Annotated in this window: 26 protein-coding genes and 1 riboswitch; of the genes, 12 read left to right on the plus strand and 14 right to left on the minus strand. The window is 71.5% G+C overall.

Features of this window, described 5'->3' with window-relative positions; translation table 11 throughout:
• Both VFV89_RS16345 and VFV89_RS16350 read left to right on the plus strand, forming a co-directional pair.
• Positions 1-327: hypothetical protein (locus tag VFV89_RS16345; protein ID WP_329707019.1), on the plus strand; the 327-nt coding region annotated here is incomplete at its 5' end.
• Between the two features lie 8 nt (positions 328-335).
• Positions 336-806 (plus strand): GDYXXLXY domain-containing protein, encoded by a 471-nt coding sequence (locus VFV89_RS16350; protein WP_329707020.1) that lies wholly within the window; start codon positions 336-338, stop codon positions 804-806.
• Positions 807-816: 10 nt separating this feature from the next.
• Here VFV89_RS16350 and VFV89_RS16355 read toward each other — a convergent pair whose 3' ends face one another.
• The 6 genes from VFV89_RS16355 to VFV89_RS16380 all read right to left on the minus strand — a co-directional run bounded on the left by VFV89_RS16355 (position 817) and on the right by VFV89_RS16380 (position 6684).
• Positions 817-1092, minus strand: a complete 276-nt coding sequence (locus VFV89_RS16355) for a MoaD/ThiS family protein (protein WP_329707021.1) — start codon at positions 1090-1092, stop codon at positions 817-819.
• On the minus strand, positions 1089-2354 hold the full coding sequence (gene thrC, locus VFV89_RS16360) for a threonine synthase (RefSeq protein ID WP_329707022.1): 1266 nt from the start codon (positions 2352-2354) through the stop codon (positions 1089-1091). The genes VFV89_RS16355 and thrC overlap by 4 nt, the downstream gene beginning before the upstream one ends.
• 7 nt (positions 2355-2361) lie before the next feature.
• Positions 2362-2485: riboswitch (SAM riboswitch) on the minus strand.
• 80 nt (positions 2486-2565) lie between these two features.
• Positions 2566-4878 (minus strand): endopeptidase La, encoded by a 2313-nt coding sequence (gene lon / locus VFV89_RS16365; RefSeq protein ID WP_414690395.1) that lies wholly within the window; start codon positions 4876-4878, stop codon positions 2566-2568.
• Positions 4879-4965: 87 nt separating this feature from the next.
• Entirely contained in the window at positions 4966-5811 is an 846-nt protein-coding gene (gene otsB / locus VFV89_RS16370; RefSeq protein ID WP_329707024.1) for a trehalose-phosphatase, read from the minus strand.
• Positions 5812-5852: 41 nt separating this feature from the next.
• On the minus strand, positions 5853-6380 hold the full coding sequence (locus tag VFV89_RS16375; RefSeq protein ID WP_329707025.1) for a LytR C-terminal domain-containing protein: 528 nt from the start codon (positions 6378-6380) through the stop codon (positions 5853-5855).
• A gap of 4 nt (positions 6381-6384) precedes the next feature.
• Complete coding sequence (locus VFV89_RS16380; protein ID WP_329707026.1) at positions 6385-6684, minus strand: DUF3263 domain-containing protein; 300 nt, start codon at positions 6682-6684, stop codon at positions 6385-6387.
• Positions 6685-6763: 79 nt separating this feature from the next.
• On the opposite strand from VFV89_RS16380, the gene VFV89_RS16385 reads away from it, so the two are divergent.
• A complete protein-coding gene (locus tag VFV89_RS16385) occupies positions 6764-7777 on the plus strand; it encodes a Gfo/Idh/MocA family oxidoreductase (RefSeq protein ID WP_329707027.1) in 1014 nt (337 codons plus the stop codon).
• 70 nt (positions 7778-7847) lie between these two features.
• On the opposite strand, the gene VFV89_RS16390 is transcribed toward VFV89_RS16385, so the two are convergent.
• Positions 7848-8576: a hypothetical protein gene (locus VFV89_RS16390; RefSeq protein ID WP_329707028.1), complete on the minus strand. Its 729-nt coding sequence runs from the start codon at positions 8574-8576 to the stop codon at positions 7848-7850.
• A gap of 307 nt (positions 8577-8883) precedes the next feature.
• Between VFV89_RS16390 and VFV89_RS16395 the strand changes: the two genes are divergently transcribed.
• Together VFV89_RS16395 and VFV89_RS16400 are read left to right on the plus strand one after the other, a co-directional pair.
• Entirely contained in the window at positions 8884-9522 is a 639-nt protein-coding gene (locus VFV89_RS16395) for a hypothetical protein (RefSeq protein WP_329707029.1), read from the plus strand.
• A gap of 347 nt (positions 9523-9869) precedes the next feature.
• On the plus strand, positions 9870-10484 hold the full coding sequence (locus VFV89_RS16400; protein WP_329707030.1) for a hypothetical protein: 615 nt from the start codon (positions 9870-9872) through the stop codon (positions 10482-10484).
• A 37-nt stretch (positions 10485-10521) separates the two neighbouring features.
• Here VFV89_RS16400 and VFV89_RS16405 read toward each other — a convergent pair whose 3' ends face one another.
• Positions 10522-11163: a response regulator transcription factor gene (locus VFV89_RS16405; RefSeq protein WP_329707043.1), complete on the minus strand. Its 642-nt coding sequence runs from the start codon at positions 11161-11163 to the stop codon at positions 10522-10524.
• A gap of 14 nt (positions 11164-11177) precedes the next feature.
• Positions 11178-12509: a sensor histidine kinase gene (locus tag VFV89_RS16410; RefSeq protein ID WP_329707031.1), complete on the minus strand. Its 1332-nt coding sequence runs from the start codon at positions 12507-12509 to the stop codon at positions 11178-11180.
• A gap of 140 nt (positions 12510-12649) precedes the next feature.
• On the opposite strand from VFV89_RS16410, the gene VFV89_RS16415 reads away from it, so the two are divergent.
• Complete coding sequence (locus VFV89_RS16415) at positions 12650-14077, plus strand: alpha,alpha-trehalose-phosphate synthase (UDP-forming) (protein WP_329707032.1); 1428 nt, start codon at positions 12650-12652, stop codon at positions 14075-14077.
• A gap of 17 nt (positions 14078-14094) precedes the next feature.
• On the opposite strand, the gene VFV89_RS16420 is transcribed toward VFV89_RS16415, so the two are convergent.
• Positions 14095-15648 carry an FMN-binding glutamate synthase family protein gene (locus VFV89_RS16420; protein ID WP_329707033.1) on the minus strand — a complete coding sequence of 518 codons (1554 nt, stop codon included), beginning with the start codon at positions 15646-15648 and terminating at the stop codon, positions 14095-14097.
• 128 nt (positions 15649-15776) lie between these two features.
• On the opposite strand from VFV89_RS16420, the gene VFV89_RS16425 reads away from it, so the two are divergent.
• From VFV89_RS16425 to VFV89_RS16435, 3 genes are read left to right on the plus strand one after another with little or no spacing between them, the layout of a single operon-like run.
• Positions 15777-16976, plus strand: a complete 1200-nt coding sequence (locus VFV89_RS16425; protein ID WP_329707034.1) for an alpha/beta fold hydrolase — start codon at positions 15777-15779, stop codon at positions 16974-16976.
• Positions 16973-18325: an MFS transporter gene (locus VFV89_RS16430; RefSeq protein WP_329707035.1), complete on the plus strand. Its 1353-nt coding sequence runs from the start codon at positions 16973-16975 to the stop codon at positions 18323-18325. Before VFV89_RS16425 ends, VFV89_RS16430 begins: the two co-directional genes overlap by 4 nt.
• On the plus strand, positions 18322-19752 hold the full coding sequence (locus VFV89_RS16435) for a pyridoxal phosphate-dependent decarboxylase family protein (protein ID WP_329707036.1): 1431 nt from the start codon (positions 18322-18324) through the stop codon (positions 19750-19752). The genes VFV89_RS16430 and VFV89_RS16435 overlap by 4 nt, the downstream gene beginning before the upstream one ends.
• Positions 19753-19754: 2 nt before the next feature.
• Here the strand turns inward: VFV89_RS16435 and VFV89_RS16440 are convergent, their stop codons facing one another.
• Together VFV89_RS16440 and VFV89_RS16445 are read right to left on the minus strand one after the other, a co-directional pair.
• Positions 19755-20168, minus strand: coding sequence for an MmcQ/YjbR family DNA-binding protein (locus VFV89_RS16440; protein WP_329707037.1), 414 nt, complete (start codon positions 20166-20168; stop codon positions 19755-19757).
• Position 20169: 1 nt separating this feature from the next.
• Entirely contained in the window at positions 20170-21327 is a 1158-nt protein-coding gene (locus VFV89_RS16445; RefSeq protein WP_329707038.1) for a zinc-binding dehydrogenase, read from the minus strand.
• A gap of 120 nt (positions 21328-21447) precedes the next feature.
• Between VFV89_RS16445 and VFV89_RS16450 the strand changes: the two genes are divergently transcribed.
• The 3 genes from VFV89_RS16450 (at position 21448) to VFV89_RS16460 (ending at position 24092) form a co-directional block, all read left to right on the plus strand.
• Entirely contained in the window at positions 21448-22101 is a 654-nt protein-coding gene (locus VFV89_RS16450; protein WP_329707044.1) for a uracil-DNA glycosylase, read from the plus strand.
• Positions 22102-22128: 27 nt separating this feature from the next.
• Positions 22129-22902 carry a class III extradiol ring-cleavage dioxygenase gene (locus VFV89_RS16455; protein WP_329707039.1) on the plus strand — a complete coding sequence of 258 codons (774 nt, stop codon included), beginning with the start codon at positions 22129-22131 and terminating at the stop codon, positions 22900-22902.
• A 179-nt stretch (positions 22903-23081) separates the two neighbouring features.
• Positions 23082-24092 carry a type IV toxin-antitoxin system AbiEi family antitoxin domain-containing protein gene (locus VFV89_RS16460; protein ID WP_329707040.1) on the plus strand — a complete coding sequence of 337 codons (1011 nt, stop codon included), beginning with the start codon at positions 23082-23084 and terminating at the stop codon, positions 24090-24092.
• A 122-nt stretch (positions 24093-24214) separates the two neighbouring features.
• On the opposite strand, the gene VFV89_RS16465 is transcribed toward VFV89_RS16460, so the two are convergent.
• Together VFV89_RS16465 and VFV89_RS16470 are read right to left on the minus strand one after the other, a co-directional pair.
• Complete coding sequence (locus VFV89_RS16465) at positions 24215-25774, minus strand: succinic semialdehyde dehydrogenase (RefSeq protein WP_329707041.1); 1560 nt, start codon at positions 25772-25774, stop codon at positions 24215-24217.
• A gap of 5 nt (positions 25775-25779) precedes the next feature.
• On the minus strand, positions 25780-26637 hold an 858-nt coding region (locus tag VFV89_RS16470), incomplete at its 5' end, for a GMC family oxidoreductase (protein ID WP_329707042.1).

Consider the following 26637-nt stretch of genomic DNA (forward strand, 5'->3'; position numbering starts at 1 on the left):
GTGCTCTGGGATGCGGGTGGCGACGACAGGGTCACGGCGGGTGGTGCGGCCGGCACCATCGTGGGTGTCGCCGTCTACGTCCTGGTCACCATCGGCGTCGCCGTCGTCGGTGCCTTGCGGGACAGCTGGCGGCTCACGGCCCTGGCGACCGCGGCGCTGGTCGTGTTCACCACGGTGCAGAGCTTCTCGGTGTTCGCCCGGATCCTCGACGGTGCCTGGCTGTTCGTGGCCGTCGGCCTCGTCTTCCTCGGCACCGGGCTCGGGTTCGACCGCGCCCGCCGGCGGCTCGTCGAGGCGGTCGCCGACGTGGAGGGAGAGACCCGATGAGGCGCGCGATGACCACCGTGGCCGTGGTGGCCGCGCTGCAGCTGGTGCTGGTGGGCGTCGCCGTCGCGCCACGGCTCTCGGCGTACGTCCGGGGCGACGAGTACCGGATGCGGGTCGCGCCGGTCGACCCCGTCGACCCGTTCCGGGGTGCCTACGTCGCGCTCAGCTATCCCGACCTGCGGCCGGACGAGGGGCGCTCGGGGAACCTGCCCGAGGAAGGCACGACCTTCGTCCCCCTGGAGCGCGACGGTGACTACTGGGTCGCGGCGGGCTACGAGGTCGAGCGGCCGGCCGAGGGGCCCTACCTGGCGTGCGACAGCGATGGCTGGGACCTGTCCTGCGGCATCGAGAGCTGGTTCACGAGCCAGGCGGACGCACGGCGTCTCCAGGCGGCGGTCATCGACGGCGCAGTCGCCACGGTCCGGGTCGACGACCGTGGCAACGCGGTCATCGTCGACTTGTCCCCCGAGGGCGGCTGAGCTGCCTGCCTCAGCCTCCGGCGACCGCCGGGATCACCGAGATCTGGGTGCCGTCGGGGGTCGGGGTCTCGAGGTTGTCGAGGAACCGCACGTCGTCGTTGCCGACGTAGACGTTGACGAACCGGCGCAGCTCGCCGTTGTCGTCGAGGATGCGGCCCTTGATGCCGGAGTAGTTGGCGTCGAGGTCGTCGAGGATCTCCGCGAGCGTGCTCCCGCTCGCGGTCACCTCCGACTCCCCGCCGGTGTAGGTGCGCAGGATGGTCGGGACGCGGACTGAGACGCTCATGCGATTCCTGTCGTGGTGAAGGCGGCGTACGTCGGCTCGATCGTCGCAGCCGGGCCGACCGAGCCGGCGACCGCGTCGAGGGTCTTGAGCCCGTGGCCGGTGTTGATGACAACCGTCTCGAGGTCGGGGTCGAGCTGCCCGGTCTCGACGAGCTTCTTCAGCACACCGACGGTGGTGCCACCCGCCGTCTCGGTGAAGATGCCCTCGGTCCTCGCCAGCAGCACGATCCCCTCGCGCACCTGTTCGTCGGTGATGTCCTCGACGGCTCCACCCGTGCGCCGGCAGATGTCGAGGACGTAGATGCCGTCGGCCGGGTTGCCGATGGCCAGGCTCTTGGCGATGGTGTCCGGCTTGACCGGACGGATGGCGGGGGCGTCGTCGCGCCACGCGGTGCTCACCGGGGAGCAGCCGGTGGCCTGGGCGCCGTACACCCTGTAGGGCTTGTCCTCGACCAGGCCGAGCGCGATCAGCTCCTGGAACGCCTTGTCCACCTTGGTCAGCTGGGAGCCGCTGGCCACGGGGATCACGATCTGGTCGGGCAGCCGCCAGCCGAGCTGCTCGGCGATCTCGTAGCCGAGGGTCTTGGAACCCTCGGCGTAGTAGGGGCGGACGTTGACGTTGACGAACGCCCAGCCGTCCTCCTCGCCCGCGATCTCCGAGGCCAGCCGGTTGACGTCGTCGTAGCTGCCGTTCACGGCCACCAGCTGCTCGGTGTAGACCGCGGAGTTGACCTGCTTGGGCTGCTCGAGGTTGCTCGGGATGAGGACCACCGTCTTGATGCCGGCCCGCGCGCCGGCGGCGGCCACGGCGTTGGCCAGGTTGCCGGTGCTGGGACAGGCGAACACCTTGGCGTCGAGCTCGCGCGCGGCGCTGAGCGCGCAGGCGACCACGCGGTCCTTGAAGGAGTTGGTCGGGTTGGTGGAGTCGTCCTTGACCCACAGCTTTGCCAGGCCGAGCTCGCGGGCGAGGTTGCGGGCTTGGAGCAGGCGGGTGAACCCGGGCTCGGTGTTGGGGCTCTCCTCGATGTCGCTGGGCACCGGCAGCAGCGCCTTGTAGCGCCAGATGTTGCGGGGGCCGGCCTCGATCTCCTCGCGGGTCACGTGCGGGAAGTCGTAGGCGACCTCCAGCGGCCCGAAGCACTCCGGGCAGGCGTAGAAGGGGCCGAGCCCGACCTGGTGGCCGCACTCGCGGCACGACAGGGCCTTCGCGTTCCCGAAGGCGCCCACGCGGACCGTCGGCCGCTCGGTGACAACAGCGCTCATGGAGTCCTCCTCATCTCTCCGGCGCGGCTCTCGCTCCGGACGGAATTGGCACCTTTCCGCGAGCTCGCTGACCTGCGCGGCGGTTGCCGGGACTTCGACGGGCCGTTTCCCTCAGTCCCTCTGGATGAGCAGGACCACTGTACGGGAACATCGTCTCAACATGCGTACGCCGGTCCCGAGATGTGGACCCGGGACCGGCGTACCTTCCGGCTCAGGCGGCTGCGGTGGCCTCGTCCTCCGACCGCGCGCCTCCCGCCGGGGTCAGGGCACCGCGGACGACGTCGAGCACGTCGCCGACGATGTGCACGGTGAGCGCCTCGCGGACCTCGGCCGGGACGTCGTCCAGGTCGGGCTCGTTGCGCTGGGGCAGGAACACCTCGGTGAGCCCGGCCCGCTGGGCGGCGAGCAGCTTCTGCTTCACGCCGCCGATGGGCAGCACCCGGCCGCTGAGCGTGACCTCGCCGGTCATCCCGACCTCCGAGCGCACCGGCCGGCCGCTGGCCAGCGAGGTGAGTGCGGTGACGAGCGTGACGCCCGCGGACGGCCCGTCCTTCGGGACCGCGCCGGCCGGGAAGTGGACGTGGATGGCCCGGTCGAAGAACGCCGGGTCCACGCCGAGCTCGACCGCGTGCGCCTGCACGAACGACAGCGCGATCTGGGCCGACTCCTTCATCACGTCGCCGAGCTGGCCGGTGAGCGTGAGCCCCGCCTTGCCCTCGTGGGCCGACGTCTCGATGTAGAGCACGTCCCCGCCCAGGCCGGTCACGGCCAGGCCGGTGGCCACGCCCGGGACCGAGGTGCGCTCGGCCGTCTCGGGGGTGAACCGCGGCCGGCCGAGCAGCTCCTTGAGGTCCGGCTCGTCGACGTCGACGTGGTCGGTCTCCCCGACGGCGAGCTTCGTCGCCGCCTTGCGCAGCGCCTTGGCGATCAGCCGCTCCATCTGGCGTACGCCGGCCTCGCGGGTGTAGTTGGCGGCCAGCTCGCGCAGCGCGGCGTCGGTGACCGACACCTCGTCCGCGGTCAGCGCCGCCCGCTCCAGCTGCCGGGGCAGGAGGAAGTCCCGCGCGATCGCGACCTTGTCGTCCTCGGTGTAGCCGTCGAGGGTGACCAGCTCCATCCGGTCCAGCAGCGCGGAGGGGATCTGCTCGACCACGTTGGCGGTGGCGATGAAGAGCACGTCCGACAGGTCGAGGTCCAGCTCGAGGTAGTGGTCGCGGAAGGTGTGGTTCTGCGCCGGGTCGAGCACCTCGAGCAAGGCGGCCGCGGGGTCGCCGCGGTAGTCGCTGCCGATCTTGTCGACCTCGTCCAGAAGCACGACCGGGTTCATCGAACCCGCCTCCTTGATCGCCCGGACGACACGGCCCGGGAGCGCGCCGACGTAGGTGCGCCGGTGGCCGCGGATCTCCGCCTCGTCCCGGACGCCGCCGAGGGCGACGCGGACGAACTTGCGGCCCATGGCGCGAGCCACGGACTCGCCCAGAGAGGTCTTGCCGACGCCGGGAGGACCGGCGAGCAGGATCACCGCACCGGAGCCCCGGCCGCCGATCACCTGGAGACCACGCTCGGCGCGGCGGGACCGGACCGCGAGGTACTCGACGATCCGCTCCTTGACCTCGTCGAGGCCGTGGTGGTCGGCGTCCAGCTGCTCGCGGGCCCGGGTGATGTCGTTGTTGTCCTCGGTCGTCGTGGACCACGGGAGCTCGAGCACCGTGTCGAGCCAGGTGCGGATCCAGGCCGCCTCGGGGTTCTGCTCGCTGGAGCGCTCGAGCTTGTCGACCTCCTTGAGCGCGGCCGCGCGTACCTCCTCGGGCAGCTCGGCGGCCTCGACCCGGGCGCGGTAGTCGTCGGCGCCCTCGGGCTCGCCCTCCCCCAGCTCCTTGCGGATCGCGGCCAGCTGCTGGCGGAGCAGGAACTCGCGCTGGGACTTCTCCATCCCCTCGCGGACGTCCTCGCTGATCTTGTCCGAGATCTCGGCCTCGGCCAGGTGGTCACGGGTCCAGACGATGAGCGTCTGGAGCCGCTTCTCGACGTCCGGCTCCTCGAGGAGCTCGCGCTTCTGCTCGTCGGAGAGGTACGGCGCCCAGCCCGCGGCGTCCGCGATCAGGCTCGGGTCGGTCATCTGGTTGACCTGGTCGATGATCTGCCAGGCCTCCCGGCGCTGGAGCACGGCGACGACGAGCCGCTTGTAGTCCTCGGCCAGCTCGCGGGCGTGGTCGCTGACGGTCTCCTCGACCGGCTCGGCCTCCACCCACAGCGCCGCGCCCGGTCCGGTGACGCCGCTGCCGATGCGGGCCCGGCGACCGGCGCGCAGGACGGCCCCGGCGCCGCCGCCCATCATCCGGCCGACGCGCTCGACCGTGGCCACGACGCCGTAGGACGCGTAGCGGTCCTCGAGCCGGGGCGCGAGCAGCAGCTCGCTGTTCGAGCTGGCGCGGGCGGCGTCGACCGCGGCCTGGGCCGCCTCGTCGAGCGGGATCGGCACGACCATGCCGGGCAGGACCACGAGATCCGACAAGAACAGCACCGGTAGCGAAGCTTGAGTCATATCGGCTCAACTTCCGGGGTCGAGCGGCTGTTCCGGCGTTCGTTCAGGGCGAACATCGTCGCCGAGTCAGGCGCGGAGGGAGGCGGCGTCCGAGGTGAGCTGACGCAGGAGGTCCATGACGCCGTCGGGGCCGTCGACGAGGAGGTCGGCGAGCTCGAGCAGGGCGCTCTCCTCCTCGGAGGCGGAGCAGACCAGGAGGGTGGGGAGGCCATCGGCCGACAGGGCGGCGACCGCCTCGAAGGCCCCGACGTCGCCGAGGTCGTCGCCGACGAAGGCGAACCCGCCCGCCTCCAGCTCCCCGGCCAGCGTGCGGACCACGACGCCCTTGTCCATGCCGGGCGAGCGCACCTCGATCACCCGCCTGCCGGGCTCGACGACGAGGTCGTAGCGGGCGGCTCGCTCCTCGAGCACCGGCAACAGCTCCTCGAAGGCGCGGTCCGGCTCGGGCAGCCGGCGGGTGTGGACGGCGACCGCCAGCCCCTTCTCCTCGACGTGGGCGTCGGCGGCGTCGTGGCGACGCAGCAGCCGTGGGAGCTCGGCGGTGAAGGACGCCAGCCCGGCCGGCGGGCGCGGCGAGACGATCCGGCGGTTGGTGGAGGTCCAGCGCTCGTTGCCGTACTGGCCGAACAGGTAGAGCTCCTTTCCGGCGTCACCGATCGCATTGCCGACCTGCTCGAGGCCGCCGAGGTCGAGGGCCTGCCGGGCCGGCCGCCCGGTGACCACCGCGACTGCACGCACCTGCTCGGCCAGGGCGGAGAGGACCGCACCGGCGTCGGGATGGATATGTGCCTCGGCCGGGTCCTCGACGATCGGCGCGAGGGTGCCGTCGAAGTCCAGCCCGACCACGGTCTCGACGGCCGCTCGGACCAGGGCGGCGTACTTGCGCTCGCCGTCCGCCGAGGTGAACTCCATGGCACCACCCCATCACAGGCGGGCCGCGGATCCGCGCCGGGTCAGACCCCGTCGAGCGGGCCGGTGAGGATCACCGTGAGCCGGTCGAGCCGCATCGGGTCGACCGCCGGGGCGGTCCGCTGGATGCCGAGGTCGAGCGCGAGCAGCCGGCCCGCCCGCTCGAGTCGCGGCGGGTAGTAGACCGTGGAGGCCGGGATCGTGCCGTACCAGTTGTCGGCACCCACGACCTGCCACCCGATCTGGCCCGCCTTGGCGGCGACCCGGCCGGCCAGCCCCTGCACGTTGGAGTTGTTGAAGACGACCACGTAGACCTTCGAGCGGTCGACCTCCGGCTTCTGCGGCTTCGGCGGCTTCGTCGGCGTGGGGGTGGCGGGTGCCGCCGACGGCGTCTCCTCCGGCTGGGAGATCGTGGTGATCTCCTTCTCCTGCGGCGCGCTGTCGCGGGTGGCCACGAAGGCGATGCCGGCCATGGCGACGGCCACGACACTGAGGATCACCACCGGCGAGGGGAAGACGACACCTCGCTCGTTGCGCGCGAAGCCGCGCCCGACGCCCCGGGACCGGACCATGGCGCTAGATCTCGAAGCCGAGCCGGCGCGCCGAGCGCTGCCGCTGGCGAGCCGCCCGCAGCCTGCGCAGCCGGCGGACCAGGAGCGGGTCGGCCTCGAGCGCCTCAGGTCGGTCGATCAGGGCGTTGAGCACCTGGTAGTAGCGCGTGGAGGACATGTCGAACTTCTCGCGGACCGCGGTCTCCTTGGCGCCGGCGTACTTCCACCAGTGCCGCTCGAACTCCAGGATCTCGCGGTCGCGGTCGCTGAGGACGGGCCCCTCGGCCTGACCGGCGTCAGAGCGCCCGACGTTCGCCGCATCCATGCAGTCATCGTAGGCGACGAATCACACCGATGTCATTCAGTCGCCCGGCGTGCCGTGGCCGTCCCGATACTGTGCCCGCATGACCACCCGCTGGGGCATCCTCGGGCCCGGACGCATCGCTCGCACCTTCGCCCGCGACCTGCGGCTGGTGCCCGGCGCGGAGCTTGCCGCGGTCGGCTCGCGCTCCGAGGCGCGGGCGGCGGCGTTCGCCCGGGAGCTCGGCTTCGCCTCTGCGTACGGTTCCTACGAGGCGCTGCTGGCCGATGGGTCCGTCGACGCGGTGTACGTCGCCTCGCCGCACGCGCTGCACGTGGAGCACGTCACCACGGCGCTCGAAGCCGGCAAGCACGTGCTGTGCGAGAAGCCGATCACCCTGCGCGCGTCCGACGCCGAGGAGCTGTTCGCGCTGGCCGTCGCCCGCGGGCGGCTGCTGATGGAGGCGATGTGGACCGCCACCCACCCGGTGGTCCTGGCCGTTCGGCAGTCCCTGCGCGACGGGGCCTTCGGCACGCCGCGGCACCTCCACGCCGAGCTCGGCTTCGTGGTGGACGCCCCGCCGGAGGACCGGCTGAACGACGTGGCGCTGGGCGCCGGCGCACTGCTCGACGTGGGGATCTATCCGTTGACCTTCGCGCACCTCCTCCTCGGTGAGGCCGAGGAGCTCACCGCCACCGCCGTGCTGTCGGAGTCGGGCGTCGACCTCGGCATCGCGATCGCCGGCCGCTACCAAGGCGGTGCGGTCGCCACCATGCACGGGTCGATGTCCTCGTGGTCGTCGCGCCGCGCCGACATCGCGACCGACCGCGGCCGGCTGGTCCTCGAGGACTTCCACCACCCCAGCCATGCGACGTTCACGCCGACCGCCGTCGGTGGCACCAACGACGACGTGGACCGTGGTGCGTCCGTGCGGTTCGAGGGTGCCGTGCCGGTGATCGGACGTGGCTATGCGCACGAGGCGCTGGAGTTCCAGCGCTGCCTGGCGGAGGGGCTGCTCGAGAGCCCGCTCGTGCCACATGCCCAGACCCTCACGATCATGCGGCAGATGGACGGGCTCCGAGCCATGGTGGGCGTCCGGTACGCCGGCGACGGGTGAGCGACGGGCGGCGGGCCCCCGCTGGGAGCCCACCGCCACTGGTCAGAGATCGCCGAGCGGGCCCGTGGGCTCAGTTGCCCACCGGGCTCTTGGCGCCCTTCGGGAAGGTGGTCGGACCGACGTTGGGGATCGCGCCGGTCCGGTCGAGCTTGCGCATGACGAACTGTGCGGGCTGGACCACGGTCGAGCCAGTGTCGAGGCCACAGGCGAACATCAGTCGGTTGCCCGCGGTCACGTTCCCGACGAAGTGGCCCGAGAACGCCTGGATCCCGCCCTCCCCGAGCGTGTCGTAGATGTAGATCGCCGAGAGGTCAGTGCCCCCGGAGGCGACGAAGCGAGTGGCGTCGAGCACGGCGCAGGTGTTGCTGTCGCCCGTGTTGGTCTCCATGGCTCCGCCGAGGAAGAACTCGTAGGTGCCACCCGGCATGCTCGTGGTCTGGAAGTACTGCGAGGCGCCGCTGCCAGGCTGCCCCGAGGTCCCGATCGAGAACGTCTGCGTCACCGGAGCGATGTCATCGAGGCTCTTGCCGTCGACCAGGTCCGCGTTGAGGTTGGCGATCAGCGAGTTGGTGTTGACCGACAGCGCGGGCCCGCTCTTGGTCTTCAGGGCAAGGGCCGGCTTGGACTTCTTGTTCTGGATCGTCGTGGCCTTGGTGGCTTTGTTCTTGGCGCCGAGCAGGACCGGCTTCGCTTTCCCGGCCGCATCCGCGGCGACACCGATCCCGACCAGGAGGAGGGCGGTGGCGCCGAGCACGGCGACGACGGTCTTGAGCTTGCTGGCAGGTGCGACGTGAGCCATGGACGGGTCTCCTAGTCGGATGAGGACGGCAGGGTGCGCACCCGTTGTATCGCGTGGACCGCCCCGAACACGGGACGCGGAAGACACGGTCATCCGTGTCGCAGGAACCGCACGCCAGGACATTGACGATCTGTCATCCGACAGATGGACGGCCTGAGCCTGGATCCAGGTTGAGGGCCGAGATCGGCCTGCAATACGCCGGCGACTGACGTGGCGGCAATGGCCCGCCCGGGCCATATCTGCCGGCTGGGCCCCTCCTCCTGAGCGGGGACAACCACAACCCGTCTCCCTCCGGAGGACACCCATCATGCAGAAGACCCGCATCACCGCTCTCCCGCTCGTCGTCGTCGTCGCCGTCGTGGCGCTCGTCGTCGGCACGTTCGGCACGGCGCAGGCGGCCGGGCTCACCAAGGGCGCGGTCAAGAGGATCGCCGCCAAGGTGGTCGACAAGAAGGCGCCCAGCCTCTCGGTCGCTCACGCCGTGTCCGCGGACACGGCCACCAACGCCACCAATCTCGGCGGCCTGCCGCCCAGCGCCTACCAGAACACCGTCTACAGGTACACGCTGCCGGTCCAGGCCGCGAGCGGCAGCCGCCACTACACCTTCCCGGGCCTCCCGGCCGGCACCTACGTCGCGTCGTACGCCTTCACCGCGAACACCAGCGGTGCCGGGTTCGTCACCTGCTCGTTCAGCGGGACGTCGACCGGCCTGATCGCCGCTCCGAACTACGGTGCCAACTTCTCCAACAGCTTCACGCGGATCTCGGCCACCGCGGTCCTCACCACGGCCACCGGGTTCGGCCTCGACTGCAGCATGACCTCCGGCACCTACACGATGAACTCCTTCAACGAGAACACCGTCACCCTCGTGCCGGTCAGCAACCCGGTGACCGGCTCCGCCGCGGCCGCCAGGCCGGCCGACTCCCGGCCCGCCGCAGGCAGCTGAGCTCCGAGCACCCGGCTGACCGGCCATCCCGGCGACGGCCCGGCGCCTTCGGGGGCTGGGCCGTCGCACGGGTTCGCCGGCTCGGGCGTCGTGCTTCTCGCGTCGTGCTTCTTCGAAGGCGGAGGTGGACCACGACATGGCCCGGCTGGGGGGAGGCAGACCTGACCCCATCTAGTCAGGTGTGCAGGTTGGTCGAAGGTCACGATGAGCACGGAGCTGCTGCGGCACCGGGGTCACGGCGAATTCGGGGTGGGCGATGACGTCCCCGGCGCACCCAACCTGGCCACGCTCCTCCTCACGCCGGGACGTGCGGAGGAATCCATGCTCAAGCGCTCGACCCCCTGTCCGTGATGGCGCTGGTCGCCGTCGTGGCTTTTCTCCTCGGGTCGTTCGGCACCGCCACCGCGGCCGGGATCACCAAGAGCCAGGTCAAGAAGATCGCCAAGAAGGTGGTCCACAAGGAGGCGCCGAAGCTTTCGGTCGCTCACGCCGCCTCCGCGGACACCGCTACGAACGCCACCAGTCTGAACGGCCGGCCGGCGAGTGCATACCAAAGCCCGGCACTCAGCTTCCGCTTGCCGGTGGGCGGCGCCGCGGCGACTACGAAGAGCTACACGTTGAACGGTGTACCAGCCGGCAACTACCAGTTCGCGTACACCGTGTTCGGGCTCAGTGCAGGCCAGGTGGCGTGCTACTTGCAGACCGGAGGTGCAACCTCGATCGCTGAGGGGTACAACGGAGGCTCGGACTCGTCGTTCAGCACCCCAAGTGGCAGTGGCGTCGTGAACGTCACGAGTACAGCGCCTATGCTCACCTGCTACGGCACCAGTGCGAACACGTTCACGCTCCTCAACTCGACTCAGTTCGTGTCGACGATCTCGATGACCCGGATCGACGACATCACATCCGGCACGGTGACAGCAGCGCGGTCTGACGGGACGGGTGTCAGGCCCTCCAACTGACCCTCGACCGGGACATCGCTCGGTGCACGACGCCGGGCTATCCCGCCCGGAGGAAGCGCACCACGGCCAGCACCCTCCGGTGCTGGCCGTCGTCCGGCATCAGGCCGAGCTTGGCGAAGATCCGCTGCGTGTGCTTCTCGACGGCCCCCTCGGTGACCACGAGGGCCTCGGCGACGGCTGCGTTGGACCGGCCCTCGGCCATCAAGGCCAGCACCTCGCGCTCGCGCGGCGTCAGGGACTCCAGCGGGTCGCGGCGCCGGTTCATCAGCTGGGCGACCACCTGTGGATCGAGCGCGGTCCCGCCGTCGGCCACCGTGGCCAGCGCGGCCAGGAAGTCGTCGAGGTCGCTGACCCGGTCCTTGAGCAGGTAGCCGACGCCGCCGTCGCCCGACGCGAGCAGGTCGTCGGCGTAGGAGACCTCGACGTACTGCGACAGCACCATGATCCGCGCGTCCGGCCATGCCGCGCGCACCTCCACGGCCGCTCGCAGCCCCTCGTCGGTGTGGCTCGGCGGCATCCGCACGTCGACCACCCCGACGTCGGGGCGGTGCTCGAGCATCGCGGCGACGTACGACGGACCGTCGCCGACGCCGGCCACGACCTCGTGGCCGGCCTCGGCGAGCAGCAGCTGGAGCCCCTCCCTCAGCAGGAGGGAGTCGTCCGCGACGACGACCCTCAAGGGCTTCGGTGTGGTCATGGGCCTCCGACCGGGATCCAGGCGTTGACGACGGTGGGACCGCCCTCGGGCGAGGTGACCTCGAGCCGGCCGTCGGCAGCGATCACCCGCTGCTGCAGGCCGGCCAGGCCGCTGCCCTTGGCGAGGTGGGCTCCTCCGACGCCGTCATCCTCGACCCTGACCTCGACGCCGCCGCTCTCCATCCACACGCCGACCGAGACCCGGGTGGCGCCGCTGTGCTTGGCGATGTTGGTGAGCGCCTCGGCGACCACGAAGTAGACCGCGGTCTCGACGTGCGGCGGCAGCGCGTCGGGCACCTCGACCGTCGCCTCGACCGGGACCTCGCTGCGCACGGTGAGCTCACCGAGCGCCGCGGACAGGCCGCGGTCCACCAGCAGGGGCGGCGCGATGCCTCGCGACAGGGAGCGGAGCTCGTCCACGGTCTCGCGGGCCTGGAGCATCGCCTCGTCGACGGTCCGGCTCGCCAGCGCCGGGTCCTCGGCCAGCTGCTTCTTGATCCGGCCCAGGTCCATCTGCAGCCGGACGAGGCGTTGCTGCGGCCCGTCGTGGATGTCGCGCTCCAGCCGGCGCAGCGAGACGGCCTCGGCCGTCCGGGCGGCGTCGCGCCCGCCCTCGACCCGGCGTACCTCGTGCTGGAGCTCGGCGCGGCTGCTGAGCAGCAGGTGCGCGAGGCCGCCGTGCGTCGCCGCCGCGAGCCGCACCACCAGGGGGAGGGTGACCAGGGCGATGCCGCCGACCACGAGGTTGAGCACGATCTCGTCGTGCCGCCCCTCGCCGAGGCCGAGCAGATCGGCGAGGCCGGTGGTCCCGTCGGAGTCCTCCGGGATCCAGCGCTGCCAGAACCAGTAGGACAGCCCGCCCGCAGCGGCTGCCCACCACGCCACGGCCAGCGAGAACGCGATCGTCCCGGTGATCAGGCCCAGCACGCTCCAGAGCACGTCGAGCCACGATTGGGCGTCGCGCAGCGGCAGCAGCACCTTGCGCCAGAAGCCGGCCTCCGGCTTCGGGCAGAGGTAGGCCGGCGTCTCGGCCGGCTTGCCCAGCATCCCGCGCAGCCGCATCCGCTCGAAGCGCGCGAAGCCGCGGGCCACCATCACGGCCACCCACAGCAGCAGGACGCCACCGATCAGGATCGCGAGCCCGATGCCGAGCGCGAGGTTGGTGACGACGACGACGAACGCCGGCACCGCGAGAACGAAGGCGGAGAGCGCGTAGCCGGAGTCGTAGAGCACGCGCCGTACGCCGCGCGGGCGGGTCGGCGCGGGGCGGTCGGCGTAGGTGGGGAGTGTCATCGAAAGCGGCTGGGTCGTCGTCAGGGTGTCCGTCATGGCTCCAGCGTCGTCGTGGACGAGCGCCGGGACGATCCTGCCAGCGCGACAGCCGGTGTCGGGCTGGCCGGACATCCCGATGGTGGGCGCAGGCCCATCGGGGTGGGGTGTGACCACCGGCACATGCTTATGGTGACCACGTGGGCTACGACCTCGTGATCGTCGCGAACCGGCTTCCGGTGGACCGGGTCGACCAGCCCGACGGGACGTCGACGTGGCGTCCGTCCCCAGGCGGCCTGGTGACCGCGATCGAGCCGGTGATGCGCGCCAACGACGGCGTCTGGATGGGCTGGCCGGGCGGCACCGAGCAGGACCTCGAGCCGTTCGAGGACAACGGGCTCGAGATGTTCCCGATGACGATGACGGCCGAGGAGATCGAGGGACACTACGAGGGGTTCTCGAACGGCACGCTGTGGCCGCTCTACCACGACCTCGTGGCCAAGCCGGAGTTCCACCGCGAGTGGTGGGACTCCTACGTCGCGGTCAACCAGCGGTTCGCCGCCCAGGCCGCCGAGCTGGCCAACGAGGGCGCACTGGTGTGGGTCCACGACTACCAGATGCAGCTGGTGCCCCAGCTGCTGCGCGAGCTTCGCCCGGACCTGCGCATCGGCTTCTACCTCCACATCCCCTTCCCGCCGGCCGAGCTGTTCCAGCAGCTCCCGTGGCGACGCCAGGTCCTCGAGGGGTTGCTGGGCGCGGATCTGGTCGGGTTCCAGCTGCCCGGCGGTGCCGCGAACTTCGTCCGCCTGGTGCGGCAGCGGGTCGGCCACAAGACGCACCGCGACATGGTCTACCTGCCCGACGGCAGGACGGTGCGCGCGGCGGCGTTCCCGATCTCGATCGACACCAAGGAGTTCGAGCAGCTCGCCCAGTCGCCGGAGGTGACCGCCCGCGCGAAGGAGATCCGCAGCGCGCTGGGTGAGCCGCGCAAGATCTTCCTCGGCGTCGACCGGCTCGACTACACCAAGGGCATCTATGCGCGGCTCCGGGCCTACGCGGAGCTGCTCGGTGACGAGCACTTCGACGTCGAGGACGCGGTGTTCGTCCAGGTCGCGGTGCCGTCCCGCGAGCAGGTCGAGGAGTACCAGCGGCTGCGCGACGAGACTGACCGGCTGGTCGGCCGGATCAATGGCGACCACGGCAAGATCGGCCGGCCGGCGATCAGCTACCTGCACTCGTCCTACCCCCGCGAGGAGATGGCCGCCCTCTACCGCGCCGCCGACGTCATGGTCGTCACGCCGTACCGCGACGGCATGAACCTGGTGGCCAAGGAGTACGTCGCGTGCCGGTACGACGACCTGGGCGCGCTGGTCCTCTCGGAGTTCGCCGGAGCGGCGGACGAGCTGCGGCAGGCCTGGCTGGTCAACCCCTACGACATCAACGGCATGAAGTCCGCGCTGCTCGAGGCCTACCAGGCCGACGACAAGGAGCTGACCAGGCGGATGCGTGCGATGCGCAAGACCGTCCGGAGCCACGACGTGAACGCCTGGGCGGAGAGCTACATGAGCGCGCTCACCGCCGTGCCCGACGCGCACGGCAAGACTGTCAGGCCGGCGCGGAGGCGCTGAGCGCGGTCAGGCCGCGGTCAGGTCGCCTGCGGCTGGGTGGCGGAGACCTGGGGTGCCATCAACCCGGCGATCTCAGCCACGAGCTCGGGCCCGGGGAGGGCCCACCCGGGCTCGTAGCCGTAGACCTCGCGCACCGAGCGGGTCGTGCAGACGCCGTTGAGCACGTCGACGTCGTCGGGTCCGATCAGGCTTGGGTGGACGACCCCGACGGCCTCGGAGACCTTGAGCAGGTCGCGCCGCAGGGTCCGGACGTAGTTGGCGAACCGGACGCTCTTCAGCGTCGGGTCCAGCCCCCGGGTGTATCGAGGGTTCTGGGTCGCAACCCCGACCGGGCAGTGGTCGGTGTGGCACCTCTGGGCCTGGATGCACCCGATCGACAGCATCGCCTCGCGAGCCACGTTGACCATGTCGACCCCGAGCGCGAAGGCCACCACGGCGTTCTCGGGGATGCCCAGCTTGCCCGCTCCGATGAACGTGACGTCGTCGGTGAGCCCCGCGGCGGCGAACCGGCCGTAGACCTGCGAGAAGCCGATGCGGAACGGGTAGGCCACGGCATCGGCGAACAGCAGCGGGGCCGCGCCGGTCCCGCCCTCGCCGCCGTCGACGTTGACGAAGTCGACCCCGCGCGGCTCGGTCGCCATGATGCGCACGAGGTCGTCCCAGAACCCCAGGTCACCCACCGCGGACTTGATGCCCACCGGCAGCCCGGTCGCGTCCGCGACGGTCTCGACGAAGTCGACCATCGAGTCGACATCGGAGAACACCCGGTGCCGGCTCGGCGACGCGCAGTCCTTGCCTTGTTCGACGCCGCGGATCCGCGAGATCTCCGCGCTCACCTTGGCACCGGGGAGCATGCCACCGAGGCCGGGCTTGGCTCCCTGCGACAGCTTGATCTCGATCGCGCGGACGGCCGTCGAGGCGACGAGGTCGACGAGCCGGGTGAGGTCGAACCGACCCTGCCCGTCGCGGCACCCGAAGTAGCCCGTGCCGATCTGGAAGACGAGATCGCCACCGCTGCGGTGATAGGCCGAGATCGCCCCCTCGCCGGTGTTGTGGAGGCACCCCGCGATGGCCGCTCCGCGGTTCAGCGCCTCGATCGCGTTGCCCGAGAGCGCCCCGAAGCTCATCCCCGAGACGTTGACCACCGATGCCGGGCGGAATGCTTGCCGCCTCCCACGCGGGCCACCGAGCACCTTGCCCGACGGCAGCGCCGCGTCCTCGTGGGCGTGCGACGCCGTCGGTGCGCCGGGCCCGGCGAAGGTGCGGTGCTTGATGATCGGGTAGCCCTCGGCGTTCTCGAGGTCGTTGTCGGTGCCGAACCCGAAGTAGTTGTTCTCCAGCTTGGACGATGCGTAGACCCAGCGTCGCTGGTCCCGGCTGAACGGCCGCTCCTCGTCGTTCCCGGTCACGATGTACTGGCGCAGCTCGGGACCGAACCGCTCGAGGGTGAACCGCAGGTGCCCGATGATCGGGAAGTTGCGCAGGATGGCGTGCTTCTTCTGGGTCAGGTCGTAGGCCGCCACCGCGCCCGTCACCGCCGCGGCCCCGCCCAGGACCCGACTCCACCTCATGGCGTGTGTCTAGCAGCACCCCGCCCGACCACGCACCGTCGATCCCCTGCGGGCCGACGGACGACTACCGTTCCCCACGTGGACCTGCACCCCACGAACGGCGCCCGCGCTCTCGCGGAGAGCTCGCGATGAACCTCGTGCCCGGGCCGGACCAGGTCGTCGCCGCAGCCGGCAACGTGGCCCACAAGATCCTGTACGGCGGGCTCGCCGACCTGCGGCCGATGCCGCGCACGCTCATCGACGAGGGCGAGCTCCGCGAGGTCTACCACTACCGGCCAGCCGCCAGCGCGCAGGAGCAGGGCGACCCGGTGCTGCTGGTGACCCCGCTGGCCGCGCCGGCACTCTGCTACGACCTGCGCCGCGGCTGCTCGGTGGTGGAGCACCTCGTCGAGGCCGGCCGGCCGACGTACCTCGTCGAGTACGGCGAGGTCTCGTTCCGCGACCGCGGACTCGGGATCGAGCACTGGGTCGAGGAGGTGGTCCCGGCCGCGGTCGAGGCCGTCTCCCAGCACGCGGGCGGCCGGCCGGTGCACCTGGTCGGCTGGAGCCTCGGCGGCATCTTCGCGCTCCTCGCCACGGCGGACCGGGCGGACCTGCCCATCGCGTCGGTGACGGTCCTCGGCTCACCGATCGACGTCAGCCAAGTGCCTCTGGTCGCGCCGCTGCGCCCGCTGCTGAACCTGGCCGACGGGCGGTTGCTGACGCCGTTCTACCGAGTGATCGGCGGCGCACCGAAGCCGCTGGTCACGTGGGCCTTCCAGCTTGCGTCGTTCCAGAAGCTGGTGACCCGCCCGCTGGCCGTCGCGACCCGGCTCGACGACGCCGACTTCCTCGCCCAGCTGGAGGCGGTGGACCGGTTCACCTCCAAGATGAGCGCCTACCCCGGCCGCAGCTTCGGCCAGCTCTACCACCGCTTCGTGCGCAGCAACGTGCTCAGCACCGGACGCTACGAGCTCGCCCACCGCACCGTCGACCTGGCCGCGCTCACGGTGCCGGTCCTGGTCGTCGCGGGCGCGACGGACGGCATCGCGCCGGTCAACGCGGTCAAGGCCGTCGTGCCCCTCCTCTCCGGCTCGCCCGAGGTGCGGTTCGAGATCGTGCCCGGCGGCCACCTCGGCCTGCTCACCGGCCGCGCGGCGCGCGGCTCGACCTGGCAGGTGCTCGACGAGTGGGTCGGTCAGTGGTCCCGGACCTCGGCACCGCGCGGGCCGGCCACGAGCCCGAGGTCCGGCAGGACGCAGGAGGAGATCCCGCCGAGCACCGACACGATCGGGTCCAACCCGAGCCGCCGCTACGGCTCCGCGGCCTCGCGCAACCTCGCGCCGTGACCGTCGTGGAGGCCACCCCGGCGCTGCCGCGGTCGGTGCGCGTCGGCTACGGCACGGGCTCGGTGGCCACCGGGGCGTTCGGCACGGTGCCCGGGCTGATGCTCCTGCCCTACCTCACCGACAGCCTGGGGATCGCGGCCCTGGCGGCCGGCTTCATCGTCTTCGCGCCGAAGGCGTGGGACGTCGTCCTCAACCCGATCGCCGGCCGGATCAGCGACCGCACGGTCGACGCCCGCGGGCCGCGCCGGCCGTGGCTGCTGCGGGCCGGGCTCGCGCTGGCGGTGTGCTTCGCGCTGCTGTTCGCGGCCCCCTCGATGGGCAGGGCCGCCGAGGCCGGCTGGGTGCTGGTCTGCTTCCTGGCCTGCGCGACGGCCTACGGCTTCTTCCAGGTGCCCTACGTCTCGATGCCGGCCGAGATGACGTCGTCCTACGACGAGCGCACCCGGCTGATGACCTGGCGGGTCGCGATCCTGGCCTTCACGATCATGCTCGCCGGAGCGAGCGCGCCGCTGATCCGCGACGCGGTCGGCGGCCGGGCCGGCTACCGCGTCATGGGGGTCGCGATGGCGTTGGTCATCACCGTCGGCGTGGTCGGCGCCTACGTCGGCACCCGCCGGGCGCCGATCGGCGCGGTCCAGCCGGGGCCGGGCACGCTGCGCGACCAGCTGCGGATCGTTGCGGGCGCCCGCGACTTCCGGTTCCTGCTGACCACGTTCGTCGTCCAGGCGCTCGCCACCGGCTGCATGCTCGCCGGAGTCGACTACATGGCCACCGACGTGCTCGACCGGGAGGGCGCGTCGACCGTGCTGTTCGTCTGCTTCGTCGGGCCCGCCCTCCTCCTGACCCCGGCATGGTCGGCACTCGGCGCCCGGATGGGCAAGAAGCAGGGCTACGTGATCTCCTCGCTCTTCCTGGCGGGCGGCGCGCTGCTGGCCGTGACCGCCCGCTCCGCACCGTTCGGCGTCGTCGTCGCTGCCGTCGCCCTGATCGGGGTGGGCTACGCCGGCGCCCAGGTCTTCCCGATGGCGATGCTCCCCGACGCTGCGGCCGTCGACGCGCGCCGGACCCGGACCAACCGGGTCGGCGTCTACACCGGTGTCTGGACGGCCGGCGAGACGCTCGGCCTCGCGCTCGGGCCCGGGCTGTTCGCGCTCGTGCTCGCGCTCGGCGGCTACCGGTCGAGCACCGACGGTGACGTCGCCCAGCCGGACTCGGCACTCACCGCGATCACGCTCGGCTTCTCGGTGCTGCCGGCGCTCCTGGTCGTGGTCAGCCTCGCGTGGCTGGCGCGCTACACCCTCGGCTCGGACCAGGTCGATGCGGACACCGCGCCGGAGGCGGTGGCATGAGCGACGCCCTCGACCGGCTCCGCGCCCTGCAGGCCCGCGACCTGCCGGTGCACGGCGGCCGCACCCTGGCCTACGTCTACGACTCCGGCCGGCCCGACGTCGACCGGATCGGCCGCGAGGCGGTGGCGGCGTACGCCGGCTCCAACGGGCTCGACCCGACGGCGTTCCCCAGCCTGTTGCAGATGGAGAACGACCTGGTCGGCTTCGCGCTCGACCTCCTGGACGGACCGGACACGGCAGTCGGCACGGTCACCTCGGGCGGCACCGAGTCGGTGCTGCTCGCGGTGCAGGCCGCGCGCGACGCGCGTCCGGATGTGGCCGAGCCCCGCATGGTGCTGCCCGCGACCGCGCACGCGGCGTTCCACAAGGCCGCGCACTACTTCGGCGTGGAGCCGGTGCTGGTGCCGGTCGCCCACGACTTCACCGCGGACGTAGCCTCCACCGAGGCCGCCGTCGACGAGGCCCGCGACCGGACGGTCCTGGTGGTCGCGAGCGCGCCGTCCTACGCGCACGGGGTCGTCGATCCGGTCACCGGCCTCGCGGCGCTGGCGGCGGCGCGCGGGATCCGGTGTCACGTCGACGCGTGCATCGGCGGCTGGGTGCTGCCCTACGCCGCGCGGCTCGGCCGGGCCGTGCCGCCGTGGACGTTCGCGGTGGACGGGGTCACGTCGATCTCGGTCGACCTGCACAAGTACGGCTATGCACCGAAGGGCACCTCGCTCCTGCTGCACCGCACGCCTGGGCTGCGCAGGCCGCAGCTGTTCGCGTCGGCGGCGTGGCCGGGCTACACGATGCTGAACTCGACGATGCAGTCGACCAAGTCGGGCGGCCCCCTGGCCGGCGCCTGGGCCGTGGTCGAGTCGTTGGGTGACACGGGCTACGAGCTCCTTTCCCGAGAGGTGTTCGAGGCCGTCGACGCGATCCTGGCCGGGACCACCGACATCCCGGGCGTCGACGTGCTGGTTCCTCCACAGTCGACGTTGATCGCCCTGGTGACCGACGACAGCTGCGATGCGTTCACGGTCTGCGACGAGATGGCCTCGCGCGGGTGGTACGTCCAGCCGCAGATGTCCTTCGCCGGCACCCCGCCGACGGTCCACCTCTCGGTGAGCGCCGCAACGCGGCCCCACGTCGAGGAGCTCCTCGCCGCGCTCCGCGAGTCGGTCGCGGCGGCCCGGGCAGCCGGTCCGGTCACCGTCGACCCGGAGGTGGTGGCGTTCATCGAGGCACTCGACCCGCACGCGCTCAGCGACTCCGACTTCGACGGCCTGCTCGCCGCGTCCGGGCTGGTGGGCTCCGGGGACGAGGGCCTCGCCCTCCCCGACCGGATGGCCGAGGTCAACGCCCTGCTCGACGTCGCGTCCCCCTCGATGCGCGAGGCGCTGCTGATCGCCTTCCTCGATCGTCTGTCCCGGCCCAGCCGCTGATCTCAGCGGGCGGGCGGGTGCTCGGCCAGCCACGCGGCCCGCGCCCGCTTCCCGGCCCGCGCCAGCCACGCGTCCTGGACCACCTCCCGGAGCTCGTCGACCGACAGCTCGGCGACCCGGGATCCGCGCAGCAAGACCGAGGGGTGGCCGTTGAAGTGCGGCGTGGTGAAGAACGGCGTCGACTCGTCGAGGACCAGGGCGCGCTTGTCCTCCTCGGACTCGACCCAGAACACGATGACGTCGTCGTACCGCTCGCCGGTCTCCGGGTCGACCGCGTCCGGCCGCGGCGTCCGGAAGAAGACGAAGCTGCGGCCGCCGACCTGGTAGACCGCCCGGTCGCGGTCGGGGTAGCGGGTGGCTCCGGGCATCGCCGCGGCGAGCTCGTGGACGTCGGAGACGTTAGCCCGTCGGGCCATCTCAGGCAGGCGTCGTCGCCGAGGACGCCGGGTCGACGAGGATCTTCGCGTGCCGCTCGGGGTCGGCGAGGGCGTCGTAGGCCGCCGCGACGCCGTCCAGCCCCACGGTGCCGGTCACGAGAGCCGAGGCGTCGACCTTGCCGTCGGCCAGCGCGTGCAGCGCGTCGCGGAACTCCAGCGGCGTGTAGCAGAGCACGAACCGCAGGTCGATCTCCTTGTTGATCGCCATCGATGGACGGAACGCGTCGCCGCCCATGCAGACGCCGACCACGACCACCCGGGCCGCCATCGGCGCCTGCGAGACGACCGAGTCGATCATCCCCGGGACGCCGACGCACTCGAAGACGACCGGTCCCGACGGCGTCGCCTTGCCCGCCGCGTTGGCCACCCGGAAGAGGTGACGCCAGCCGGGCACGCGGCGCAGGCGGTCCATCGAGCCGACGGCGAGGTCCATCAGGTCGGGCGCCCTGGTCATGAACGTCGACGAGGTCGCGGCGTACGGCGACTCCTCCGTGGGGTCGACCACGATGTGGGCCCCGCACCTGGCGGCCAGCTCGCGCCGGCCGGGCGACGGGTCCGAGGCGACGACGGTCCGGACGCCACGGGCCGTCAGCCAGCAGATGACGGCCAGCCCCACCGGACCGCAGCCCAGCACGATCGCGACGTCCTTCCTCGAGACCTCGCCACGGTTGACCGCGTGGAGGGCGACGGCCATCGGCTCGGTGAGGACCGCGACGTCCGGCGCGAGGCCGTTGGGCACCGGGAACGACAGCGACTGCTCGGCCACGACCTGCTCGGCGTACCCGCCGGGCGCCAGCGGCGAGAGCCCGGTCGGGTGTACGGCGCCGCCCACCCTCTGCAGCGGGAAGACCGCGACGTGGGTGCCCTCGCGGAACTCCTTGCGAACGCCTCGGCCGCGCTCACGCACCGCGCCGACGAACTCGTGGCCCATGACGGTCGGCCGGTCGCGGCGCATGAACTGCCCGTAGTCGAGCTCCGCCATCACGCCGGCCAGGTCGTCGCAGTGCTCGCGAGCGTGCAGGTCCGAGCCGCAGATGCCGCAGCGCAGTACGTCGAGGACGAGCTGTCCCCTGGCCGGGATGGGGTCGGGCAGGTCGACCACCGACAGGGTGGCGTCGACGCACGAGACCCCCTTCACCGGTCGACCACCGGTGGCAGCACAACGGTCCGGGCGTCGGGGGCCATGTGCCGATTATGTTCGACCCGTCACTAGGTTGGCCGGGTGTCAGCACTCGCCGGGCTCGTCGACAAGGAGCTGATGGCGCCGGACTGGGCCGCGGCCCTGGCTCCGGTCGACGACCGGATCGAGCAGATGGGCCGGTTCCTGCGCGAGGAGCTGGCCGCGGGGAGGAAGTACCTGCCGGCCGGGGACAACATCTTCCACGCCTTCCGCCGGCCGCTGTCCGGCGTTCGCGTCCTCATCGTGGGGCAGGACCCCTACCCGACGCCGGGCCACCCGATCGGGCTGAGCTTCGCGGTCGAGAAGCACGTGTGGCCGCTGCCCAGGAGCCTGGTCAACATCTACCTCGAGCTGCGCAACGACCTCGGCGTCGTACCTCCGAAGCACGGTGACCTCACCGGCTGGTCCGACCAGGGCGTCATGCTTCTCAACCGGGTCCTCACGGTCCGGCCGGGCGAGCCCGCATCACACCGGGGGCGGGGCTGGGAGGAGATCACCGAGCGGGCGATCACCGCGCTGGTCGAGCGCGGCGGCCCGTGCGTCGCCGTTCTCTGGGGCCGTGACGCCCAGTCGCTCAAGCCGATGCTCGGCCAGGTGCCCTGGGTCGAGTCGGCGCATCCCTCGCCGCTCTCGGCCGGCCGGGGCTTCTTCGGGTCCAGGCCGTTCTCGCGGGTCAACCGGATGCTCGAGGAGCAGGGCGCCGCACCCGTCGACTGGTCGCTGGCGGAATGAAGTTGAACGTGAAACTATGTTGTCGTCATGGACGACCGGATGCCCGCGCTCTACATCGGCCACGGCGCGCCTCCGCTGCTGGACGACCCCGTCTGGTCGGGGCAGCTGGCCTCCTGGGCCGCCGACCTGCCGCGCCCTTCGGCGATCCTGATCGTCAGCGCGCACTGGGAGTCGGCGCCGGTGATGCTGAGCGCCGACGGCGCGCCGCTGGTCTACGACTTCGGCGGCTTCGACGCGAAGTACTACCGGATGACCTACGAGACCCCACCGGCCACGGCGCTCGCCCAGCGGGTCGCCGCGATGATGCCCAGCACCGAGCCCGTGCACCAGCACGCGAGCCGCGGCCTCGACCACGGCGCCTGGGTGCCGCTGCGGATCATGTACCCGGCCGGCGACATCCCGGTGCTCCAGCTCTCGCTCCCCACCCATGACCCCGCGCGTCTGCTGGAGCTGGGTCGCCGGCTGCGGCCGCTCCGCGACGAGGGCGTGCTGATCATCGGATCGGGCTTCCTCACCCACGGTCTGCGGTTTCTCAAGGAGTTCCGCATCGACGCCGAGGCGCCCGGGTGGTCCACCGACTTCGACGCCTGGGCCGGCGACGCCCTCGCCCGCGGTGACGTCGACGCGCTCGCGTCGTACCAGACGCAGGCGCCGGGGATGCCCTACGCGCACCCGACCGTCGAGCACTACACCCCGCTGTTCGTCACCCTCGGTGCGGCCACCGACCCCGAGGAGCCGGGGCTGCAGAAGATCGACGGCTTCTGGATGGGGCTGTCGAAACGGAGCCTGCAGGTCGCCTGAGCTGCTGCCGCTTGTAACTGACTGTTCAGCAGACTGGCCTGCGTGAATTCAGGCATGACAGTGGCCTGAACAGTCAGTTACAAGTGGCTGGCGCCGAGTGGCAGGACCTTCTCCACAGCCTTCGAGAAGCCGGCGTCGAGTCAGGTCGAGCCGGGCATGGACCGGTCATGCACTTGTCCATGCGCCAGCTCATGGCGGCCAACCACGGTCTGATCACCGCCGGCATGGCGCGCGACTGCGGGTTGACCACGACCCGGCTCACGCACCTGGTCCGCACCGGTGCGCTCGTGCCTGTGCGCCACGGGGTCTACGCCGACGGCGAGCACTGGCGCGCTCTCGACGACTACCACGAGCAGCACCGCCTCCGCGGCCGAGCGGCGTTGATGGTCATGCGGCGGCACTGGGTGCTCAGCCACGACAGCAGCGCCCATGAGCACGAGCTCGAGATCCTCGTTCCTCCGGAGCCCCACGTCCACATCACGCGTCCTGGGTCGACGGCTGCCTGGGCCCGCGCCGGCGTGAAGCATCATCTGGCCAGGTACGACAGCGAGCAGGTGGAGAGGATCGGCGATCTGGAGGTCCTCGACCTCGCCCGCACGGCCGTGGACATCGCGCGGGAGCTCGGCCCGCCGTACGGCGAGATCGCGTGCGACGCCGCAATGCGCCGCGGGGTGACTCGGTCAGCGCTCGAGGCGGCCTACGGGGTGATGCACTGCTGGCCGCACATCCAGCGGACCAGACAAGCCGTCGCGTTCGCGCGACCGGAGGCAGCCAACCTCGCGGAGACGATGGCGAGGATGCTCGTCGCGGAACTACAGATCGGAGACATCGATCCTCAGTTCCCGACACGCCTGGAGAGCGGGCGCGTCGCGTGGGGAGATCTGCGGGTGGGTCGTCACATCTTCGAGTTCCACGGTGAGATCAAGTTCAGGCCACCCGAGGCGGGCGGGGTCGCAGCCGATCCACCGCACGAAGTGATGTGGGCTGCTCGCAAGCGAGACATCGAGCTCGGCCGTGAGGGGCTGGGGACGTCGCACATCATCTGGAAGGACCTGTGGCCGCCGAACCGCGCGTCGGCCAGGAAGCGGCTGCTCGCGGAGTATCGGGACACGCTCGCCCGCTTCGGCGACCAGCTCCCTGAGCGGCTGGTCCGGCAGGCGCGGGAGCTCCGGGCCCAACGCGGGGCCTGAGCGCCTGGACCACCTGCCTTGGCCGCCCCGCCACTTGTAACTGACTGTTCAGCACACTGCCATGCCTGAGTTCGCGCATGGCAGTGTGCTGAACAGTCAGTTACATGGAGTCGGCGGGAGGCTCACCGGATCCGGGTCCGGCGCATCAGCTTCAGCCCGGAGAGCATCCCCTTGACGTACTTCTCGTAGTCCTGGCCGGGCCGCGCGCCCATGACCTGCTTCTTGAGCACCGCGAGGTTCTGCACGTCGGTGTACTTCAGCAGCCCCTGGTCGCCGTGGCGGGCGCCGACGCCGGACTGCTTCATCCCGCCCGAGGGCGTGCCCTTCGACGCGAACGCCGCGGCGAGGATGTCGTTGACGTTGACGTTGCCGGACTCGATCCGGCGGGCAACGCCGCACGCAGCCGCGACGTCGCCGCCCCATACCGAGGCGTTGAGGCCGTAGTCGGTGTCGTTGGCCAGCGCGACCGCCTCGTCGACCGTCGAGTAGGAGTGCAGTGCGACCACCGGACCGAAGGTCTCGGTGACGCCGGCGAGCATGTCCTTGGTGACGCCCTCGAGGATGGTCGGCTCGAAGAACGCCGGCCCCAGGTCGGGCCGTGCACGCCCACCGGTCAGCACCGTGGCGCCCTTGGCCACGGCGTCCTCGACGTGCGACTGCACGCGGTCCTTGTGGTCGGGCGAGACGAGGGAGCCCACGTCGGGGCCGAAGTCGTACGACGCGCCGAGGGACAGCGCCTCGGTGGCGGCGACGAAGCGGTCGCGGAACTCGGCGTACCGCGACGCCGGGAGGTACATCCGCTCGATGTGCATGCAGATCTGACCGGTGTTGCCGAAGGCGCCGAACAGCGCGCCCTGGACGGTCTCCTCGAGGTCGGCATCGGGCAGCACGATCATCGGGTTCTTGCCGCCGAGCTCGAGGCAGCAGCCGATCAGGTTCCGGCCGGCGCGCTCGCCGATGACCCGGCCGGTCGCGGTGGAGCCGGTGAACATCACGTAGTCGGCGTGGTCGACCAGCGCGGGCCCGACGTCCGGGCCCTCCCCGCAGACCACCTGGAAGAGCCCGCGCGGAAGGCCGGCCTCCTCGAGCATCTGGACGCCGTAGAGCGGTGACAGGGCGGTCTTGTTGTCCGGTTTGAGCACGATGCCGTTGCCCGCCATCAGCGCCGGGATCGCGTCGGAGATTCCGGTGGCGAACGGGAAGTTCCAGGGCGCGATGATCGCGACGACGCCCTTGGGCACGCGGATCTCGGTCGAGCTGGACACCACCGGCACCGGGCCGCCGCGCTTGACGGGCTTGAGCAGCCTGGGCGCCCGCTTGAGGTAGTGCGACATGACCATCACCGGGTCACAGGTCTCCTCGATCGCCATCCGGCGGTTCTTGCCCGACTCGGCCTGGATCAGGTCGGTGGTGGTGTGCGCGTTGTCGATGAACAGCGAGTGCGCCCGCTTGAACACGGCGAGCCGATCCTTCACCGGCCGCGCCGCCCACTCCTCCTGCACCGCCCGCGCCTCGGCGTACGCCGCCGCGACGTCGTCCGGCGTGGACTGCGGCAGCTCGACGAGCAGGTCACCGGTGTAGACCTCGGTGAGCTTCCACGCGCCGCCGCTGGTCGACGGCACGCAGGCGACCAGCCGCTCGAGGAAGGCGTCGGTGAGGGTCGCGGGTCGCTGGAGTGCCATCGGCGTCAGCCCCTTCCGAGGACGAGGTCCGCGCCCCGCTCGCCGATCATGATCGCGGGCGCGTTGGTGTTGCCGCCGGTGACCGACGGCATGATCGACGCGTCGCACACCCGCAGCCCGTCGACACCTCGGACCTTGAGGTCGGGGGTGACGACGGCGAGCTCGTCGACGCCCATCCGGCAGGTACCGACGCCGTGGTAGACCGACGTGGCCCGGTTGAGGATCTCGTCGCGGAGCTCCTGGCCGGTCAGCCCGGCACCGGGGTGGATCTCCTCCTTGACCGCACCGCCGAACGCCGCGCCACCCATGATCTCGCGGACCATCTCCGACCCCTCGGCGAGCACGTCGAGGTCGGCCGGGTCGGCCAGGTACTGGAAGTCGATCAGTGGGGCCGCGGCCGGGTCGGTGCTGGCGAGCCGGAGCGTCCCGCGGCTGCGCGGGTAGATCAGCGTGGTCAGCACCGTCAACGCCGGCCGTGGGTCCACGTCGTGGCGGATCGGCTCGTCCTGGTTCGGCGAGACGTAAGCCCACGGCAGCAGGTGCAGCTGCAGGTCGGGCACGTCGGTCGCCAGCGACGTACGAACGAAGGCGACGGCCTCGAAGACCGTGTGCGCGAGGAACGACCGGCCGGGCCGGGCGACCTCCTTGGCCACACCCTTGGCGAAGAAGAGGGGCGTGCCCCGCATCCTGGACGTGGTCGCGTGGAAGGTCAGCGCGTGGAAGAGGTGGTCGTGCAGGTTGTCGCCCACCGGTAGGTCGGCGACGACGTCGATGCCGTGGTCCTTGAGGTGCTGGGCGTGGCCGACGCCCGAGAGCATCAGGAGCTGGGCCGAGCCGACGAAGCCGGCGCTGAGGATGACCTC

This window comes from Nocardioides sp., from assembly GCF_036274455.1.
GTDB lineage: Bacteria > Actinomycetota > Actinomycetes > Propionibacteriales > Nocardioidaceae > Nocardioides.